The organism is Burkholderia seminalis DSM 23518 (assembly GCF_902832885.1).
Classification (GTDB): Bacteria; Pseudomonadota; Gammaproteobacteria; order Burkholderiales; family Burkholderiaceae; genus Burkholderia; species Burkholderia seminalis.
This window is the reverse complement of record NZ_CADFDK010000005.1, coordinates 1-18,760: the sequence shown is the minus strand read 5'-3', so window position 1 is coordinate 18,760 and position 18,760 is coordinate 1. Positions and strand designations below refer to the sequence as shown.

Annotated in this window: 14 protein-coding genes and 1 riboswitch; of the genes, 4 read left to right on the top strand and 10 right to left on the bottom strand. The window is 69.7% G+C overall.

All coding sequences use genetic code 11. The features are described from left to right. Window positions 1-173 precede the first annotated feature (173 nt). Window positions 174-2,867, bottom strand: a complete 2,694-nt coding sequence (pepN, locus tag HWX00_RS17060; protein WP_175029303.1) for an aminopeptidase N — start codon at window positions 2,865-2,867, stop codon at window positions 174-176. A gap of 187 nt (window positions 2,868-3,054) precedes the next feature. On the opposite strand from pepN, the gene HWX00_RS17055 reads away from it, so the two are divergent. Next, on the top strand, window positions 3,055-3,753 hold the full coding sequence (locus HWX00_RS17055) for a DUF4136 domain-containing protein (RefSeq protein ID WP_049036562.1): 699 nt from the start codon (window positions 3,055-3,057) through the stop codon (window positions 3,751-3,753). Between the two features lie 52 nt (window positions 3,754-3,805). Here HWX00_RS17055 and HWX00_RS17050 read toward each other — a convergent pair whose 3' ends face one another. The 7 genes from HWX00_RS17050 to HWX00_RS17020 all read right to left on the bottom strand — a co-directional run bounded on the left by HWX00_RS17050 (window position 3,806) and on the right by HWX00_RS17020 (window position 11,792). After that, window positions 3,806-4,378 (bottom strand): TMEM165/GDT1 family protein, encoded by a 573-nt coding sequence (locus HWX00_RS17050; protein ID WP_049036560.1) that lies wholly within the window; start codon window positions 4,376-4,378, stop codon window positions 3,806-3,808. A 94-nt stretch (window positions 4,379-4,472) separates the two neighbouring features. Beyond that, a riboswitch (yybP-ykoY riboswitch) is annotated at window positions 4,473-4,594 on the bottom strand. Between the two features lie 142 nt (window positions 4,595-4,736). Next, on the bottom strand, window positions 4,737-6,056 hold the full coding sequence (gene guaD / locus HWX00_RS17045) for a guanine deaminase (protein WP_124669198.1): 1,320 nt from the start codon (window positions 6,054-6,056) through the stop codon (window positions 4,737-4,739). Window positions 6,057-6,427: 371 nt separating this feature from the next. Beyond that, window positions 6,428-7,453, bottom strand: coding sequence for an adenosine deaminase (locus tag HWX00_RS17040; protein ID WP_034187403.1), 1,026 nt, complete (start codon window positions 7,451-7,453; stop codon window positions 6,428-6,430). Window positions 7,454-7,471: 18 nt separating this feature from the next. Next, on the bottom strand, window positions 7,472-8,476 hold the full coding sequence (gene xdhC, locus HWX00_RS17035; RefSeq protein WP_175029324.1) for a xanthine dehydrogenase accessory protein XdhC: 1,005 nt from the start codon (window positions 8,474-8,476) through the stop codon (window positions 7,472-7,474). Between the two features lie 601 nt (window positions 8,477-9,077). Next, window positions 9,078-9,590: a disulfide bond formation protein B gene (locus HWX00_RS17030; protein WP_034187405.1), complete on the bottom strand. Its 513-nt coding sequence runs from the start codon at window positions 9,588-9,590 to the stop codon at window positions 9,078-9,080. Window positions 9,591-9,727: 137 nt separating this feature from the next. Then, window positions 9,728-11,104, bottom strand: a complete 1,377-nt coding sequence (locus HWX00_RS17025) for an amidase (RefSeq protein WP_034187406.1) — start codon at window positions 11,102-11,104, stop codon at window positions 9,728-9,730. Window positions 11,105-11,111: 7 nt separating this feature from the next. Next, a complete protein-coding gene (locus tag HWX00_RS17020; RefSeq protein WP_034187407.1) occupies window positions 11,112-11,792 on the bottom strand; it encodes a GntR family transcriptional regulator in 681 nt (226 codons plus the stop codon). Between the two features lie 280 nt (window positions 11,793-12,072). Between HWX00_RS17020 and HWX00_RS17015 the strand changes: the two genes are divergently transcribed. Continuing rightward, window positions 12,073-13,245: a gamma-glutamyl-gamma-aminobutyrate hydrolase family protein gene (locus HWX00_RS17015; protein ID WP_034187408.1), complete on the top strand. Its 1,173-nt coding sequence runs from the start codon at window positions 12,073-12,075 to the stop codon at window positions 13,243-13,245. Window positions 13,246-13,360: 115 nt separating this feature from the next. Next, on the top strand, window positions 13,361-14,050 hold the full coding sequence (locus HWX00_RS17010; RefSeq protein WP_034187409.1) for a DUF2968 domain-containing protein: 690 nt from the start codon (window positions 13,361-13,363) through the stop codon (window positions 14,048-14,050). 91 nt (window positions 14,051-14,141) lie between these two features. Here HWX00_RS17010 and HWX00_RS17005 read toward each other — a convergent pair whose 3' ends face one another. After that, the gene (locus tag HWX00_RS17005; RefSeq protein ID WP_175029323.1) at window positions 14,142-15,083 is read right to left on the bottom strand and encodes an RAD23 family protein; all 942 of its coding nucleotides are present in this window, start codon (window positions 15,081-15,083) and stop codon (window positions 14,142-14,144) included. Window positions 15,084-15,399: 316 nt separating this feature from the next. Here HWX00_RS17005 and tcuC point away from each other — a divergent pair, with 316 nt between their 5' ends. Next, complete coding sequence (gene tcuC, locus HWX00_RS17000) at window positions 15,400-16,695, top strand: MFS transporter (protein ID WP_124669193.1); 1,296 nt, start codon at window positions 15,400-15,402, stop codon at window positions 16,693-16,695. Window positions 16,696-16,779: 84 nt separating this feature from the next. On the opposite strand, the gene HWX00_RS16995 is transcribed toward tcuC, so the two are convergent. Continuing rightward, window positions 16,780-18,621, bottom strand: a complete 1,842-nt coding sequence (locus HWX00_RS16995) for a tetratricopeptide repeat protein (protein WP_175029322.1) — start codon at window positions 18,619-18,621, stop codon at window positions 16,780-16,782. Window positions 18,622-18,760 lie beyond the last annotated feature (139 nt).

Sequence of the window (18,760 nt, the reverse complement as noted above, 5' to 3'; positions counted from 1 at the left end):
CCGGCCCGGTTTTCGGCGGCAGAGGGGGGCGCGGTGCGTACCGGCGCGGCGGCAGGCCGAGCGGTCAGACCCCGTCATTCGGCTCGGTGCCGGCCGCGCCCGTGCAATAAAAAAGCCGGCGCCGCATCGGGCGGCGCCGGCTTCATCGCGCGAATGCGGCGCGGGCGACGGCGTCAGGCGAGCGCCTTCTCGACGATCTCGCGCACGTCGCGCGACTTCGCGCCGGCCGCGACCTGCTCGAGCGCGCCGCGCATGCGGTCGCGCAGCGCCGGCGTGAAGCGGCGCCACAGTTCGAGCGAACGCGCGAGGCGTGCGGCGACCTGCGGATTGATCGCGTCGAGCGCGAGCACCTGTTCGGCCCAGAACGCGTAGCCCGAACCGTCCGCCGCGTGGAATTGCGCGGGGTTGGCTGCACAGAAGCTGAAGATCAGCGAGCGTGCGCGGTTCGGATTCTTCAGGTTGAACGCCGGATGCGCGAGCAGCTTGCGCACTTTCGCGAGCGTCGGCTGCGCGGCCGTGCCGCGTTGCGCCGCCTGCATCGCGAACCACTTGTCGATCACGAGTGCTTCCTTCTCGAAACGGCGGTAGAAGTCGTCGAGCGCGCGATCGGCCGGCTCGTTCGCGCCCGCGGCGGCGGCGGACAGCAGCGCGCCGAGGGCGGCCGCGCGATCGGTCATGTTGTTCGCCGCGTCGTACTGCGCGGTCGCGAGGCGCACCGCATCGGCCGGATCCTCGAGTTCGGCGAGATACGCGAGCGCGAGGTTCTTCAGCGCGCGGCGGCCGGAGGCCTCCGGCGTCGGCTCGTAGGCGCCCGGCGTCTGGTGCTGCTCGTACGCGGCGAGCCATTCGGCGCGCAGCGCGGTCGCGAGCTGGCGGCGCACGAACAGGCGTGCGCGATGCACGGCGGCCGGATCGGCCTCGGCCATCTGGTCGGCGAGGTAGGTTTCCGACGGCAGCGTCAGCGCGAGTTCGCGGAACGCCGGCGACAGCGTCGCGTCGGTCAGCACGCGCCGGAACGCGGCAATGAAGTTCTCGCCGAGCGTGAGCGGTTCGTTCGCGGCCGCCCGCGCGGCGAGCGTCAGCAGCGCGCGCGTCGCGAGGCGCTGGCCGGCCTCCCAGCGGTTGAACGGATCGCTGTCGTGCGCGAGCAGGAATGCGAGATCGTCGTCGCTGTAGTCGTACTCGACGATCACCGGCGACGAGAAGTTGCGCAGCAGCGACGGCAGCGGCGCTTCCGGCACGTCGACGAACGTGAAGGTCTGCTCGGTGTCGGTGAAGTCGAGCACGCGCGTCGTGCCCGAAGCGGCCGTTTCACCGTCCAGGCGCAGCGGCAGGTCGCTGCCGTCGCGGCCGATCAGGCCGATCGCGAACGGAATCAGGAGCGGCCCCTGCTGCGTTTCGCGCGCGGCCGGCGACGCGTCGCCGTAGCCCTGCGCGAGCGTGACCGTGTAACGGCGCGCGGCCGCGTCGTACGCGGTGCGCACCGACACGCGCGGCGTGCCGGCCTGGCTGTACCAGCGCTCGAACTGCGCGAGGTCGCGCCCGTTCGCGTCGGCCATCGCGTGACGGAAGTCGTCGCAGGTCACCGCGTGGCCGTCGTGGCGCTTGAAGTACAGGTCCATCCCCTTGCGGAAGCCGTCGCGGCCGAACAGCGTCTGGTACATCCGCACGACTTCCGAGCCTTTCTCGTAGACCGTCATCGTGTAGAAGTTGTTGATCTCGACGTAGCTTTCCGGGCGCACCGGGTGTGCCATCGGGCCGGCATCCTCGGCGAACTGCAGCTGGCGCAGCACGCGCACGTCCTCGATGCGCTTGACCGCGCGGGCCGCCGATTCGACGTCGTCGCCCGCGGCCATGTCGGCCGAGAATTCCTGGTCGCGGAACACCGTCAGGCCTTCCTTCAGGCTCAACTGGAACCAGTCGCGGCAGGTCACGCGATTGCCGGTCCAGTTGTGGAAGTACTCGTGGCCGACCACCGATTCGATGTTCGCGAAATCGGTGTCGGTCGCGGTCTCGGGGTTCGCCAGCACGTACTTCGTGTTGAAGATGTTGAGCCCCTTGTTTTCCATCGCCCCCATGTTGAAGTCGCCGACCGCGACGATCATGAAGCGGTCGAGATCGAGCTCGAGGCCGAAGCGTCTTTCGTCCCAGCGGATCGAGTGGATCAGCGAATCCATCGCGTGACGCGTCTTGTCGAGATCGGCCGGCTCGACCCACACCTGCAGCAGCTTTTCCTTGCCGGAGCCGGTCGTGATCTTTTCCTCGATCGCGACGAGCTTGCCGGCGACCAGCGCGAACAGGTAGCTCGGCTTGCGGAACGGGTCTTCCCATTTCGCGAAGTGGCGGCCGTCGGGCAGGTCGCCCGAATCGACGAGGTTGCCGTTCGACAGCAGCACCGGGTACGCGGTCTTGTCGGCGCGCAGCGTGACGATGTACGACGCCATCACGTCGGGGCGGTCGAGGAAGTAGGTGATGCGGCGAAAGCCTTCCGCCTCGCACTGCGTGAAGAAATTGCCGCTCGACACGTAGAGGCCCGACAGCGTCGTATTCTGGTCGGGGGCGCACGCGCTTTCGAGCGTCAGCTCGAACGCGTCGGGCACGTTCTCGACCGTCAGCCCGTGCTCGTGCGCGCGCACGGCGCCATGCGGCGCGCCGTCCAGCGACGCGCCGACGAATTCGAGCGCTTCGCCCATCAACTCCAGGTGCGGCGCGGGCGCGGCGTCCGGATTGCGGCGCACGCGCATCGTGTTCCTGACGATCGTGCGGGCCGGCGCGAGATCGAATTCGAGCGCGACGGAATCGATGAGGAATGCCGGCGGCGTGTAGTCGGCGCGGCGGATCACGGTGGAGGAGGCGTTGTCGGACATGGTCGTCGAGATCGGTGGGGTGGGGAACGGGCCCGTTACGCGGGCCGGGCGAACCGGGCCATTGTACAAAGGCTTGCGGCTGCGTGCCGGGCGAACTTTTTACCGCTTTCGACAGTCCGCGTATTATCGGCATCCCGTTGCGGTTCGCGCGGTGCGACGAACGGGTGACGGATCGACGAGGATCAACATGAAACGCGAATGGATTTTTCGCGGTGCGGGCTGGGCGGCGGCGCTGTGCGTGGCGCTGCTGACGGGCTGCACCAGCTATGTGACGACCCAGGTCACGGCCTTCTCCGACTGGAGCGGCAGCGACGCGACACGCACCTATGCGTTCACGCGCACCGAGGCGCAGAAGAACAGCATCGAGCAGTCGACCTACGAGCCGATCGTCGCCAACGAACTGTCCGCGTATGCGTTCCGGCAGGTGCCGCCGGCGCAGGCGCGTTATCTCGTCGGGCTGACCTATGCGGTGGGCAGCGATCTCGTGACGGTGCCGCAGCCGGTCTACTACGACCCGTGGTTTGCGCCCGGGCCGTACTGGCGGCGCGGGCCGTGGGGCCCGTGGGGGCCCTGGGGGCCGATGCCGGCCGGCTATGTCGCGCAGACGTACCAGGTGTTCGACTACACGCTCGGGATCCGCATCACCGAGCGCGCGACGGGCAAGGAGGTGTACAACGTGTCCGCGCGCACGACCGGCGACAACGGCACGCTGCTGTATGCGATGCCGTTCCTCGCGCGCAGCGCGCTCGCCGATTTCCCGCTGTCGAACGGCGCGGTCCGCTCGGTCCGGTTGCCGGTCGACAAGCGCGGCGGGCCGGCGACGCCGGCCGCCAACGAGCGCGCGGTGCCGGCTGCGCCGGCTTCGGGCGCGGCCGTCGCGAAGTAACGCGGTGCCCATCCCGGCGCGGCTACCCGGCCGCGCCGGTCATCCTGTTCCGTCAGACGCCGACACCCAGCAGCGCGAGCGCGCCGAGCACGACGAACAGCACGGCCGCGATCCCGTGCACGAGCCGGGTTGGCAGGCGGTGCGCGAAGCGGTCGCCGAGCAGGATCGCCGGCACGTTCGCGAGCATCATCCCGAACGTCGTGCCGGCCACGACGCCGATGTAGTCCTGGAAGCGCGCCGCCAGCGCGACGGTCGCGATCTGCGTCTTGTCGCCCATTTCCGCGAGGAAGAATGCGACGAGCGTCGCGCCGAATACGCCGAGCCGCGAGCGGGTGGCGTTGGCTTCGTCGGCGTCGAGCTTGTCGGGCACGAGAATCCACAATCCCATCGCGATGAACGAGAACGCGAGCGCCCAGCGCATGATCGACGGCGTGACGAGCGCGCCGAGCCATTCGCCGAGTGCGCCCGCGAAACCGTGGTTCACGAGCGTCGCGACGAGCACGCCGAGAATGATCGGCACCGGCTTGCGATAGCGCGCGGCCAGGACGAGGGAAAGCAGTTGGGTCTTGTCGCCGATTTCAGCGAGGGCGACGGCGCCGGTGGAGATCAGGAAGGCTTGGGACACGTATGGGGTTCCACGGGCCGATGTTGTGCGTGCGAGCGACGATCCACGGCGCGCCGGGCCCTGATGCGGCGCACTGTGAACCATCGGTCTCGCCAGGCCAGCGTGGCTGCGTCCGCCATGGCCGAACGGCCAAGTCTGTTGACGGACGCCTCCGTCACGATGCGCGCCGGGGGCGCGGGACATCGAGCGGAGCGGCTACTCCCCAATGAGCGGCGAATTTTAGCACGACGCATTGCGTGCGGGAAGGCGGCCGGCCGGGCGTGGGAGCCCGGTCGGCGAGGGCGCGCCTGGCTGCCCGGCCGGTACGGCCGCGATCGGGCCGTGCCGGTCGGGGCTGCGTACCGGCGCGGCGTTACCGTTACGCGGTGGCCGGCCGGCGCGCGGCGCCGCGTTCGTGGACGAGTTCGCCGGCCGCGTAGGTGCGGTACACCGCGCGGTCGTCGCCGAGCAGCGCGAACGCGAACAGCAGTTCCTCGAGCGAATCCGCGCGTTTGGTGCGGCGCGCGAGCAGCGGCGTGGCCTGCGGATCGAGCACGACGAAGTCGGCCTCGGTGCGCGGCTTGAGCGTGCCGACCGTGTCGGCGAGATCGAGCGCCTGCGCGGCGCCGGCCGTCGCGAGCCAGAACATCCGCGTCGCGGTCAGGTGGTGGCCCGACAGCCGCGCGACCTTGTGGGCCTCGTTCATCGTCTGCAGCATCGAGAACGACGTGCCGCCGCCGACGTCGGTCGCGAGCGTGACGGGTACGTCGTATTCGCCGGCCTTGTCGAAGTCGAACAGCCCGCTGCCGAGGAAGAAGTTCGACGTCGGGCAGTGCGCGACGACCGTGCGCGTCTCGGCCATCCGGCGGCGGTCCTCGTCGTCGAGGTGGATGCAGTGGCCGTACACCGCGCGCGGGCGCAGCAGCCCGTAGCGGTCGTAGATGTCGAGATAACTGCGATGGCCGGGGAACAGCTCGGCCACCCATTTCACCTCGTCGACGTTTTCCGCGACGTGGCTCTGCACGAAGATGTCCGGATGGCGGCGCGCGAGTTCGCCGCACGCCTCGAGCTGCGCCTCGGTCGACGTCGGCGCGAAGCGCGGCGTGAGCGCGTACATCTGGCGGCCCTTGCCGTGCCAGCGGTCGATCAGCTCGGCGCTGTCGTCGTATCCCGACTGCGCGGTGTCGCGCAGGAACTCGGGGCAGTTGCGGTCCATCAGCACCTTGCCCGCGATCATCCGCAGGTCGCGCGCGTCGCTCGCCGCGAACAGCGCATCGGCCGACTGCTTGTGCACCGTGCAGTAGACGAGCGCGCTCGTCGTGCCGCACGCGAGCAACTCGTCGACGAAGAAATCGGCGACTTCGCGCGCATGCTCGGGATCGCCGAACTGGCGCTCGGTCGGGAACGTGTACTTGTCGAGCCACGGCAGCAGGCCGGGCGCCGGCGACGCGATCATGTCCGTCTGCGGGTAGTGGATGTGCGTGTCGATGAAGCCGGGCACGATCAGCTTGTCGCGCAGGTCGTGGACGACCGCGTCGCGCGCGAGCGTTGCCGCGAGTGGCGCATACGGGCCGGCCGCGACGACCTTGCCGTCGGCGACGATCAGGAGGCCGTCGGTCTCGTGGTTCGCGGCCTGGCTCGATTGCGCCGGGTCGCCGTTGAAGGTCAGCAGCTGGGAACGGAAAGCGGTTTGCGTCATGACGAATGGTCCTGCATCAAGGTAAGGCGAACAGAAGAAAACGATCGGCGCCGCACGGGGGCGGCCGGGTGCTTCGCGAGCGGCGGCGGCACGCTGCGTGCGGCACGACCGGAGGCGATTGCGCGGGCGAACGTGGCGGCCGAAGCCGCCAGCCGGTGGTCGCCGGCGATCCTCGCGGCCCTCGCGCTCGCGACCGATGCGGCGGCGAACGCAACGGCGCATCGCGACGGCGGGCAACGGCGCACGACGCCGGACGGCGCCGTCGCCGCGCGCGCACGCTCGCGCCCGGCCCGGCGCAAGGCCGAACCGGCGGGCGCGAAGCGGATGCCGTTGCCGTGTCTCATCTGTCTAGCGTTCCTCGATGCGGGCCGTCACGCGGCCTGCCAGTACGCGTCGAGGCGCGCGTACAGTGCGTCGCGCTGCGCCGGTTCGATGAACGACGCCTCGAAGCCGTTGCGGATCACCGCATGGACTTCGGCATCCGTGAGCTGCAGCCCTTCGGCCGTCGCGAAGTAGTTTTCGTTGACGTAGCCGCCGAAATAGGCGGGATCGTCGGAGTTGATCGTCACCGCGACGCCGCGATCGAGCAGCGCCTTCAGCGTGTGCTTCGTCATGTCGTCGAACACGCACAGCTTCAGGTTCGACAGCGGGCAGACGGTCAGCGCGGTGCGCGTTTTCGCGAGGCGCTCGACGAGCGCCGCGTCTTCGATGCTGCGCACGCCGTGGTCGATCCGGTCGACCTTCAGCACGTCGAGCGCTTCGTGGATGTAGGCGGGCGGGCCTTCCTCGCCCGCATGCGCGACGAGCTTCAGCCCGAGCGCACGCGCCTTCTCGAACACGCGCGCGAACTTGGCCGGCGGATGGCCGAGCTCGGACGAATCGAGGCCCACGCCGATCAGCCGGTGGCGATAGCGCTCGAACAGCGGCAACGCGGATTCGAACGTCGCGAGCGCGTCCTCTTCGGACAGGTGGCGCAGGAAGCACAGGATCAGCCTGCTCGACAGCCCGCGCCGTTCGGCATCGGCGAGTGCGCGCTCGATGCCCGCGACGACCGTCTCGATCGGCACGCCGCGCTCGGTGTGCGTCTGCGGATCGAAGAACAGTTCGGTATGGACGACGTGGTCGGCGAGCGCGCGTTCGCAGTACGCGGCCGTCATGTCGTAGAAATCCTGCTCGGTCAGCAGCACGCTCGCGCCGGCGTAATAGATGTCGAGGAACGACTGCAGGTCGGTGAACGCGTACGCGGCGCGCAGCGCGTCGATCGAGTCGTACGCGAGCTTCACGCCGTTGCGCTGCGCGAGCGCGAAAATCAGTTCGGGCTCGAGCGAGCCTTCGATGTGGATGTGCAGCTCCGCTTTCGGCGCGCGGGCAATCTTGTCCTTGAATGTCGGGGTCATGGCGTCGTTCTTGGTCGGTCAGTAGGTAGGGGAAGCCTGCGCGGACGCATTCGCCTCGACGGCCTGCAGCAATTGCGCGGCCACCGAGATCGCGATCACTTCGGGCGCCTTGTCGATGATGCCTTCGACGCCGATCGGGCAGCGCATCCGCGCGACCTGGGCCGGGTCGATGCCGATCGCCGCGAGGCGATGATCGAACTGTACGCGTTTCGCCTGCGAGCCGGTCATCCCGAAGTACGCATAGTCGCCGCGTCGCAGGATGCGTTCGGCCAGCACGAAATCGAGTGCATGATCGTGCGTCATCACGACGAAGTAGGACTGCGGCGGCGCGGCGTCGACCGCGTCGGCCGGGGCAGCGGCCGCTTCGATCGCGAGGTTGCCGATGCCGGCGAGCGCGTCGGCCGGCGGGAACACCGCAGCGGGCCCGTCGATCCAGCGCACGTGGCACGGCAGCGTCGCCAGCACCTTCACGAGCGCGGTGCCGATGTGCCCGGCGCCGAACAGCACGACGGGGAACGCAAACGGCGCGATCGTCTCGGTCATCAGCGACACGCCGCCGGTTTCCCACAGCAGGCAGTCGGCCCGCGCGGCTTCCGGTTCGGGCTCGCTCAACAGCGGCGCGCCCGGCGAGGGGCCGAATGATACGCTACGCACGGTCGCGGCGCCGGCCGCGACGCGCTTCGCGAGCGACATGATCCAGCCGAGATCGCCGACGTCGAGCCGCTCGAACGCGAGCACCACGGCGCCGCCGCAGCACTGGCCGAGACTCGGGCCGAGCGCGAGCCGTTCGAGCCGGCGCGCGTGCGGCACGTGCACGCCATCCTTCAGCAGGTGTCGCGCGATCTCGATCGCCTTCCATTCCAGATGACCGCCGCCGATCGTATGGCGGGCCGTGTCGCGCGTGACGAGCATCTTGGTGCCGGCCTCGCGCGGCGCGGAGCCGTCGGTATGCGCGACCGTCACGAGCACGGCCGCTTCGCCGTGCGCGAGCAGTTGCTGCAGATCGCCGAGCCAGGCTTCCATCAGCACACCCCGTTCGGAACGACGCGGCACGACACGCGGCGCGGGCCGGCGGGCGTGGCGATGACGGACGGGAGCAGGGCCGGCCGGCCGCACGGCTGATGCGGGACGACGGCAGCGCGCCGACGCTGCGCGCGAACGGCGCCGCCGGACACGCGGACGCCATGAGGGTGACGGATGCGGATGGTTTGCGTTGTCATGAGGAATCCAGTCGACATTGCGGATCGGGCGCGCGTTACGCAGGGGTGGTGAGACCGCCTGGCCTCGCGCACGTAGATCGCCATCCAGTCCCGAAGATAGCATCGCCGCGCGGCGCGAACATGGCCGGGCAGTGATCCGGGCTATCAGGAGGCGATCATGTCGATCATAGGCCCGCCGCGCGGGATCGGGGCGCCGATGCGTGCGCATCGGGCCGAAACGCACGCGTGACGGGGCGGGGGCGCGTCGGTTGCGCGACGCGCGTTCGTCCGGCGATCCGGGCGGCGGCGGGGTAGGGGTTTACGCGCGGCCGGCCGGACAGGGCGGGCGGAAGCGGCGGTTCGCGTCGCCGGCGTGCGGCCCGATCGGCCGGGCCGCACTTGCCGGCGGCCGCAACAGCGGCCGGTCAGCGGGCGAGCTTGCGGCGATGACGCCAGAGGCTCGCGACGACCGCGGCCAGGATCACGGCGAAGCCGATCAGCGCCCAGCCGGGCAGCAGGATGCCGAGGATCGGCGGGTAGACGGTCTCGCACAGCCCGGCGACCTTGAACATGCCGGGGAACCACTGCGCGGGCGGCAGGCTGTCGACGATCGGCTGCAGCGTGTCGAAGCCGCAGCTGAAGCCCGGATTCATCTGGATCGACAGGTGCCGCGCGGCCGTGCCGACACCGCCGGCCGCGGCGATCGCGATCAGCAGCTCGAGCACCCAGATGCCGCGCCAGTTGCGGATCCCGGCGGCCAGGAACGCGAAGATCCCGATCGCGCAGAAGAAGTAGCGCTGGATGATGCACAGCGGGCACGGATCTTCGTTCTTCACGTACTGCAGGTACAGCGCGCCGGCCAGCAGGGCGATGCACGCCCATCCGAGCAGCATCAGCAGGCGGCGTTCACGGCGTAGCGCAAGCGTGTAGTCGTTCATGTCGGCGGGGTTCCTCGTCGGTCGGTCCGGAAAACAATCGCGCGATTTTAGCGCGAACGGTCTGGCACGAAACTGACAGCGCGCGTGCGGCAACCTGCCGCACCGCGCGCATCGCCCGCCGGCGATCGGCGATGCGGTCAGCGGATCGTGTTCAGCACGGCCTCGACTGCCTGGCCGATCGCGAGCAGCGCGTCGTCGCGATGCGGCGCCGCCGCGAGCATCAGGCCGACCGGCGCCGCGTCGCGCGGATGGCACGGCAGCGACAGTCCGCACGCATCGAGGAAGTTGAATGCGCTCGGGTTGCGCAGGATCAGCGCATTGGTGCGCGTGAACGCGTCGTCGTCCGTTTCGAGGTCGGCGATGCGCGGCGGCACGACCGGCACCGTCGGCGCGACGAGCGCATCGAAGCGCGCCCAGACCGTGTGCGCGGCTTCGTCGAGCATCGCGGCGCGCGCGGCGAGCAGGTCGAGATAGTCGGCCGCGCTCGCGGGTTCGCCCTTCAGGATCCGCGTCAGCACGCGCGGGTCGTACTGGTCGCGATGTCGGGCGAGCAGCGGCCGATGCCAGGCGTACGCCTCGATCGGCGAGAAGCCGAAGCGGTTGATCTCCGGCAGCCGGTCGAGCGCGGCGAAGCGCACGTCGGTGACGATCGCGCCGGCGGCTTCGAGATGCTTGAGCGCGGTGTCGAGCGCGGCCGCGACGTCGGCGTCGACGCCATCCGTCACGTAGTTCGTCAGCACGCCGAGCCGCACGCCTTCGAGCGGCCGGGCGGCCGGCACGTGCGGCTCGAGGCCCGCGAGCATCCGGTCGACGAGGGCGCAGCACGCGACCGTCAGGCCGATCGGGCCGAACGAGTCGAGCGTCGTCGACAGCGGCACGCCGCCTTGCGTCGGGATCCGGCTCGCGGTCGGCTTGAAGCCCGTCAGCCCGCACAGCGCGGCCGGAATGCGGATCGAGCCGCCCGTGTCGGTGCCGAGCGCGACGGCGGCCATCCCGTCGGCGACGGACGCGGCCGCGCCCGACGACGAACCGCCGGAAATCCGCGCATCGCCCGGCACGTCGCGATGGTACGGCGAGCGCGGATTGCCGAAGTGCGGATTCAGCCCGAGCCCCGAGAATGCGAATTCGCTCATGTTGGTGCGGCCGACCAGCACCGCGCCCGCACGCTTGAGCCGCGCGACGGCGACTGCATCGGTGCGCGCGGCCGGCGCGCCGTCGAGCACGCGCGAACCCGCGCGCGTCACCTGGCCCGCGACGTCGAACAGGTCCTTCACCGACACCGGGATGCCCGCGAGCGGCGACAGCACGGTGCCCGCGGCGCGCAGCCGGTCGTGCGCGTCGGCGGCCGCGCGCGCGTTGTCGGCGTCGACTTCGGTGAAGACGACGGCGCCCTGGCCCGACGGATCGGCGATCCGGTCGAGCGCGGTATCGACGAGCGCGCGGCTCGTGGTGCGGCCGGCCGCGAGGTCGGCGGCGAGCTGGGCGAGCGGGGGGAACGGCGTGAACGTGGTCATGAGCGGCTCAGGGGCGAAGATGTTGAAGAAGGGTGGAGCGAAACGAATCGATATGGCGCTCGACGGCGTCGCGCGCGCCGGCGGCGTCGCGGGCGGACAGCCGGTCGAACAACGCGCGGTGTTCGTGCTGGACGTCGGCGAGATGATGCGGTTCGGACAGCGTGACGAACCAGAAGCGCAGCGAGCGCTCGTGCAGCGCGCGCAGGATCTCGGCGAGGACCGCGTTGCGCGCGGCGGCGGCGATCGCCTGGTGAAACGCGCGGTCGAGTTCCATCATCCCCTCCACGTCATGCGTGTCGACGCAGGCCTGTCCGTCGTCGAGCAGCGCGGCCAGGCGCGCGAGATCGTCCGGCGTCGCGTGGCGCGCGGCGAGTTCGGCGCAGTGCGCTTCATTGATGCGCCGCACGTCGATCACCGCGACGATGTCGTCGAGCGACAGCGGCTGCACCATCAAGCCCTTGCGCGGCATCACCGACAGCAGCCCCTCGAGCACGAGCCGATGCACGGCCTGGTGCACCGGCGTGCGGCCGATCCCCGTGCGCGCGACGAGGTCGGCTTCGTTGAGCGCGGCGCCCGGCTTCAGGCGCATCGTGATGATGTCGCGCTGGATCAGCGCATACGCACGGTCGGCGAGGCTGGCCGCCGGCGCGGCGAACCGGTCGCGGGTGACGTCGGTCAGGGTATTCATGCGAGGAGCGGCGCGGCGGCCGGGCGGGGCGCGATCATGGCGCGGGCGATCGGGAGGCGTGGACGATGTCTGGATATTATTGTGATATATCACTGATGTCCAGTGCGGGCGACGAGACGCCGTCGGTGCGGGCGCGCGGCCGGGGGACACGCCCCGGCGCCGCCGGCAACCACTTGCAACAATGGCGACAGGATGTTGCAGGTTTGCCGCGCGATCGTGCACTGAAGCATAATGAATCCTCGTCTATCCATACGCGTGAGCGACGTACCAGACCATCGTCATGAGCGAACACACGCCTTCCCCGGCCGGTCTGCCCGGCACCTCTTCCGCTTCCTCCGATTCCCTCCGTCCCGAGCCGGCGAAAACGCCCGATGCGCCGGCCGCGCAAGCCGCCGCGCAGAACGTCGCCGTGGACGGCGCGTCGCCGGTCACAACCGCGTCCGAGCCCGGTGCGCCCGGCGCCCCCGATGGCGCGGTCGCACCGCCGAAGCCGGGTGCGCCGCCTCCCGGCTTCGGTGCGCCGCCGGATTTCGAAACGTCGCGGCCGCCGCCCGCGAGCGCGCAGAATGCGCCGCCGGCCTACCTGAAGCAGAGCGATACGCCATGGTCGGTGTTCGGCCGGATCGTCGCGGCGCGGGCGCGCCGGCTGTTCGATCGCGCCGGCCAGCGCATCACGCAACGCACGCTGCGCATCGGCGTGTCGGCGCGGATCTTCCATCCGGAACCGGGTGCGAAAGGGCTGCGCGGCAAGACGCTGCAGTATCTCGAGGAATCGATCGCCCACTGGGTGATGTCGCGCGACGTGCTCGTGTTCATGATTCCGACCGTCGGCCACCAGGGGATGATCCACCCGAGCAACATCCGTCTGCGCGACTACGCGAAGCATCTCGACGGCCTGCTGCTGCAAGGCGGGGCCGACGTGTCGCCGCAAACCTACGCGGCCTCGGATGTGCGCCCCGAATGGCCGGGCGATCGCGTGCGCGACATGTACGAACTCGAGCTGCTGCATGAATTCGTCGAGTCCGGCAAACCCGTCCTCGGCGTGTGCCGCGGCTGCCAGCTGATCAACGTCGCGTTCGGCGGCTCGCTGTACCAGGACATCGCCACCGATGTGCCGACCGCGAATGCGCACGTAAGCGAGCATTACGACCAGCATCGTCACGCGATCCGCTTCCCGGACACGTCGACGCTGGCGAGCATGTTCCCCGGGCGCAGCGAAGCGATCGTCAACTCGATCCACCACCAGGCGATCCGCGATCTTGGCCGCGACCTGAACATCGAGGCCGTGTCGGCCGGCGACGGGATCATCGAGGGCATCCGCCATCGTCGTTCGCCGTTCGTCGTCGGCGTGCAATGGCACCCCGAGTTCCATCGTGCGGGCGGCGCGGAGTTGCTCGACTGCACGCCGCTGCTCGATGCATTCCTGCGCGCGGCGCGTGAAACGCGTCTGTAGCCAGCCGTATTTCCTGCGTTGTCCGAAGGCCGGCCGCTTCCCGATAAATTCGAGATGCGGCCGTTTCTTTTTGAACGATAATCGCGAGTTCCGATTCGTTCGCCGGAGTCCGACGTTGGCTTTCCGAAATATTTCCCCTGCACGATGCGCTGCGTGGATCGTTGCGCTGGCTGCCTGCGCGCAAGCGGGCGCGGCCTGGTCGGCCGACGCGACCGCACCCGTCGCCGGAACGCGCCCGGCAGTCACGAGCCTGAGCGGTGCCGAGGCGCCGGCGCCGGCCGCGACGGACGCAACCGCGCAAGGCAACGTCGCCGAGCTGACGCGGATGCTGCACGACGGCCGGATCGTCGAAATGCGCACGACGTACAACGGCAGCTACGGCGCGAGCCTGATGTTCGATCCGCGCGAGATGACGTACTACGTCGCGCTGTTCCAGGACAAGAATCTGTGGCGCGTGATCCGGTCGCAGGAAAAGAACCGCGCGGAGATGGTCTACGCAAACTTCGTCCAGCAGACCGTGCAACTCGCCGATATCGAGATCCGCCGTACCGAACTGCAGGCGCAGAAAGCCTTTCTCGAACGCGTGATCGCGCTGCAGGCGAACCGCGCGCAGCAGTTGCAGGCGGACCTGAGCGTCGCGCGCAGCCAGCAGGCCGAAGTCGCGCAGCGCCAGAAGTCGGCGCAGGAACAGACGCAGGCGCTGCAGGTCGAGAAGCGTGCCGCGCAGATGCAGTTGCGCGATCTGCAGGAGCAGGTGCGGCAACTCGAGAAGCAGACCGAATCGGGGCTGCCCGCGCACAAGTAACGGTTCGTCGGACGCACGGCGAAAACGACCGAAACCCGGCGAAGCGATCTTCGCCGGGTTTTTTGTTGGGCGGGCCCGGGATGGGGCGTCGTCAGTGTGCGAACGCGTCGGGCGTATCGGTCAGTCGGCGGTGGGACAGCCGGGACGTCCAGTCGAACCCGGCGGCGGGGGCGTGCATGGCACGCTCAGGCTGGGTGATGCGCAGCGCGTTTGCCGTCGCGATGAGCGTGAGCGGATCGTCCGGCGTGGCGCCGGCTTCGCGTGTGTCCGTTGCATGTGGTGGCGGGGCGAGCCGATCGCGTGTTTGGGCGCGCGGTGGTTCGGTGCCGGATGGACGGCGCGCCGCCACATGCGCGGTGCCTGGTGTCCGGGCCGGCGCCGCTGCCGTGCGCGAGCCGGCGGTTCGATGCGGGGACGCCGGTGGTGGCGTCGCAGCGCGCTGGACACCGGAGCTTGCCTGCGGTTGAAGCGGCGCCGGGCGACGCGTATCGCGATGCGCGGCCGATCGCGGCGCCGCAGTTTTCGCCGTTGGCGCTGCTGCCGTGTGCTGCGGTGAAGTGTGCGCCGGCGTGTCCGGCTGAACCGGCGCGACCCGTACGGTACCGGTCGAAAACGTTGCATGGCCGCGCGCACCGTCGGCCGCTTGAAGCGCGTATGCAGGCCCGAAACCCGTGAACGGTTCATGCGCGGCGATCAGCCAGCCGATGATGCCGAACGCGCCGATGCTCCAGCAGGTTGCGTATATCGCGCGCCGGTCCCGGCGGTTGCCTGAAGGACGCGGGACGCGCCGGCCGGCGACGACGGGCGCGGCAAGCGATCCGGCCGCCGTCGTCGGCTGCCAGCGGCACTCGCGGTGCGGCCGGTCGACGTCGATGCAGGACGTCGTCAGCGTCGCGAGGCAGTTCTTGCTGGGCCGTGCACCGGGTGCGCCGCGAAACTTCCAATCGCGGCCGAACGGCGGCACGTGGTCGAGCGGGGCGACGCGAGGGCGGGCGAGCGCGCCTTCGACGGGGACAAGAGGCGAGTGGGTCATGAGGGCGGCGCGGACATGTCGTCGCAAATCGTGACATTGTGGTCAGCCGGCGAAGGCCGGTCGATCAGATCAATCTGATTCTTTTGCCCGTTTCAGGGCGACTCGTACGAGGCGAATGCCACGAAGGCAACGACAGCGGCGCTCCAAGGCAAATGTCGGCTTCGCGTGGCATCATTCGCGAACCATGCCGGTGCAAGCGTCGTTGTGCGATGCGCCACCGGCGGGCAGCGATGCCCGTGCGCGCCGGCCCGGCGCGGCGCGCATCGCCGGGTCCATGCGGCGCGCATTCGCGCCATCCGAGCTGAGCGAGAAAAACATGTCCACAGCGTCACACGCCATCGCGCAGGAATCGAAAGTCCGCACCGTGTTCCGGGTCGTCAGCGGCAACTTCCTGGAAATGTACGACTTCATGGTCTACGGGTACTACGCGTCGGCCATCGCGAAAACCTATTTCCCGAGCGGCAACGCATTCGCGTCGTTGATGCTGTCGCTGTCGGTGTTCGGCGCCGGCTTCCTGATGCGGCCGGTCGGCGCGATCGTGCTCGGCGCATACATCGACCATCACGGCCGCCGCAAGGGGCTGATCCTGACGCTCGGGCTGATGGCGATCGGCACGCTCGCGGTGGCCGCGATACCGGGCTATGCGACGATCGGCGTGCTCGCGCCGGTGCTCGTGCTGCTCGGCCGGCTGCTGCAGGGTTTCTCGGCCGGCGTCGAACTCGGCGGCGTGTCGGTGTACCTGTCGGAGATCGCGACGAAGGGCCACAAGGGGTTCTATACGTCGTGGCAGTCGGGCAGCCAGCAGGTGGCGGTGGTGTTCGCCGCGCTCGTCGGCGTGCTGCTGAATCGCGTACTGCCTGCCGAGGAGATGACCGCGTGGGGCTGGCGCATCCCGTTCCTGATCGGCTGCCTGATCGTGCCGTTCCTGTTCCTGATCCGCCGTTCGCTGAAGGAGACCGACGAATTCCTCGCGAAGCGTCATCGCCCGACGATGGGCGAGATCATGCGCTCGATGCTCGACAACTGGGGCGTCGTGGTCGCCGGCATGGGGATGGTGATCATGACGACGGTGTCGTTCTACATGATCACCGCGTATACGCCGACCTTCGGCAAGGAAGTGCTGCACCTGTCGTCGCTCGACGCGCTGGTCGTGACCGTCTGCGTCGGTGTTTCGAACCTCGTGTGGCTGCCGCTGTCCGGCGCGCTGTCCGACCGTGTCGGCCGCCGCCCCGTGCTGATCGCGTTCACCGTGCTGACGCTGCTGACGGCTTACCCGGCCGTGCTGTGGCTCGTCGGCGATCCGTCGTTCCTGAGGCTGCTCGCGGTCGAGCTGTGGCTGTCGTTCCTGTACGGGTCGTACAACGGCGCGATGGTCGTCGCGCTGACCGAAGTGATGCCGGCCGACGTGCGCACGGCCGGCTTCTCGCTCGCGTACAGCCTGGCGACGACGATCGGGGGCTTCACGCCCGCGATCTCGACGCTGCTGATCCACCAGACCGGCAACAAGGCGGCGCCGGGACTGTGGCTGAGCGTGGCGGCCATCTGCGGGCTGATCGCGACGCTCGTGCTGTATCGCACGTCCGAAGCGCGCAACCAGTATAAGGCGGCCTGACGGGCACCATTCCGTCGCGCGGCACGGGCCGCGTGGATCGCATTGAAAAAGGGAGCGCACCGCGCTCCCTTTTTTCGTCTGCGTTCAGGCGTCGCGTCGCAACTGGCCGGCAACCGTGGCCGCGACGTCGAGCCATTCGCCCGGCGCGGGCTGGCGGGCGATCCGGGCCTGCGGATACCACGGGCAGTCGTCGCCGGTGAACCAGCGCCAGTCGGGCGCGAACGGCAGCATGACCCACAGCGGCTTGCCGAGGGCGCCCGCGAGGTGCGCGACGGCCGTGTCGATCGTGACGACGCCGTCGAGCCGCTCGATCAGCGCAGCCGTGTCGGCGAAGTCGTTCAACCGGCCGTCGAAGCGATGCACGCGCGGATGCGCGTCGACGCGCGCGCGTTCGTCGTCGTCGAGCGCGGGTTGCAGCACGATCCAGTCGATGTCCGGCAGCGCGAGCAGCGGCGCGAGCGCATCGAACGGCATCGAGCGGTTTTCCTGCGCCTGCCGGCGCCCCGACCAGGCAAGCCCGAACTTGCGCTTCGACTGCCCGCCGAGCGAGCCGCGAAAGCGCCGACGGGCACTGTCGGGCGCATCGAGGTAGCGCGAGCCGCCGACGATGTCGTCCGGCTGCAGCCCGAGCAGGAACGGCAGGCTCATCAGCGTGCAGGCAACATCCGCCGCGGGCGGCCTGGCGGCACCCGGTGCGACGAGCGTCACGCGCCAGCGCGACGCGGCCGGCGCCAGCAGCGGCACGAGTTCCGGCTGGACTTCGAGCACGAGGTGCGCGCAGCGTGCGCGGGCAAGCGGCACGAAGCGGACGAACTGCAGCGTGTCGCCGAACCCCTGTTCCGCACGGATCAGCAGCGTGCGTGACGCAATCGGCTCGCCTTGCCAGCGCGGCAGCGTGCCGAGCGACGTCGCGCCGGGCGTCTCGTGGCGCGCTTCGTAGGCCGGCAGCCCGCGCGTGAAGTCGCCGAGCGTCAGCAGCGTGACCGCGCGGTGCAGCCGCGCGAGCGTGAGATCGGGCGCGACGCGCAGTGCCTGGTCGAACGCGCGCAGTGCCATCTCGTATGCGCGGAGCGCGTGATGCGCGTTGCCGAGGTTCAGCCACGCGAGGCCGAACGACGGATCGAGACCGACCGCGCGCTCGTAGTAGGGCAGTGCGTCGCGGTGGCGCCCCTGTGCGCACAGGGCGTTCGCGAGCCCGAACAGCGCGAGCGGAAACGGCGGGTGCAGCGCGAGCGCCGCTTCGAACGCGGCGGCCGCCTCCGCATGCCGGCCGACCGCGTCGAACGTGTTGCCGAGATTGAAATGCGCGGCGACGAAGCGCGGCTGCGCGGCGATCGCGGCCTGGAAGTGCGTGATCGCGTCGTCGGCGCGGCCCATCGCGTTCAGCGCCATCGCGAGGTTGTTGTGCGCGCCCGCATGCCCGGGCCGCAGTTCGAGCGCGCGACCGAACGCGGCGAGCGCATCGTCATGGCGGCCGAGCGCGTTCAGCGCGTTGCCGAGATTGTTGTGGATCGATGCGTCGTCGGGCGTGAGCCGCAGCGCGCGGCCGAACGCATCGATCGCGTCGTCGTGACGCTGCAGCGCCGCATACGCATTGCCGAGGTTGTAGTGCGCGAGCGGGAATTCGGGCGCGAGCGTCAGCGCGTTGCGAAAGCGGTCGATCGCTTCGTCGAGCCGGCCGAGCGCCTTCAGCGCGTTGCCGAGATTGAGCTGCAGCGCGGCATCGTCCGGGCGCAGCGCGACCGCGCGGCCGACGAGGTCGGCCGCTTCGGCATGCTGGCCCTGCTGGTGCCGCAGCACGCCGAACAGGTGCAGCGCGTCGGCGTTGGCGGGGTCGGAGGCGAGCGCGTTGCGATAACCGTGCTCGGCCTCGGCGAGGCGGCCTGCGCGGTGTGCGGCGTACGCCCGGTCGAATGCGGAATCCATGACGCGAAAACTGACGGAAAGCGCGTATTTTCCCACACCGCGCGGGGGGGGGGGTGCCCCTATGTGTTTCGTCAAGCGTTAGGGGCTGACTTGGGTTGGTAAATGGTGCCGTCGCGCAGCATGGCGAACAGGACGTCGC

Excerpts from the sequence above, each read along its gene's own strand:
- HWX00_RS17030 (WP_034187405.1), bottom strand. The coding sequence starts at position 9,590 with ATGAACGACTACACGCTTGCGCTACGCCGTGAACGCCGCCTGCTGATG.
- guaD (WP_124669198.1), bottom strand. The coding sequence starts at position 6,056 with ATGACGCAAACCGCTTTCCGTTCCCAGCTGCTGACCTTCAACGGCGAC.
- HWX00_RS17020 (WP_034187407.1), bottom strand. The coding sequence starts at position 11,792 with ATGAATACCCTGACCGACGTCACCCGCGACCGGTTCGCCGCGCCGGCG.
- HWX00_RS17040 (WP_034187403.1), bottom strand. The coding sequence starts at position 7,453 with ATGACCCCGACATTCAAGGACAAGATTGCCCGCGCGCCGAAAGCGGAG.
- HWX00_RS16995 (WP_175029322.1), bottom strand. The coding sequence starts at position 18,621 with ATGGATTCCGCATTCGACCGGGCGTACGCCGCACACCGCGCAGGCCGC.
- HWX00_RS17015 (WP_034187408.1), top strand. The coding sequence starts at position 12,073 with ATGAGCGAACACACGCCTTCCCCGGCCGGTCTGCCCGGCACCTCTTCC.
- pepN (WP_175029303.1), bottom strand. The coding sequence starts at position 2,867 with ATGTCCGACAACGCCTCCTCCACCGTGATCCGCCGCGCCGACTACACG.
- HWX00_RS17055 (WP_049036562.1), top strand. The coding sequence starts at position 3,055 with ATGAAACGCGAATGGATTTTTCGCGGTGCGGGCTGGGCGGCGGCGCTG.
- HWX00_RS17005 (WP_175029323.1), bottom strand. The coding sequence starts at position 15,083 with ATGACCCACTCGCCTCTTGTCCCCGTCGAAGGCGCGCTCGCCCGCCCT.
- tcuC (WP_124669193.1), top strand. The coding sequence starts at position 15,400 with ATGTCCACAGCGTCACACGCCATCGCGCAGGAATCGAAAGTCCGCACC.
- xdhC (WP_175029324.1), bottom strand. The coding sequence starts at position 8,476 with ATGGAAGCCTGGCTCGGCGATCTGCAGCAACTGCTCGCGCACGGCGAA.
- HWX00_RS17025 (WP_034187406.1), bottom strand. The coding sequence starts at position 11,104 with ATGACCACGTTCACGCCGTTCCCCCCGCTCGCCCAGCTCGCCGCCGAC.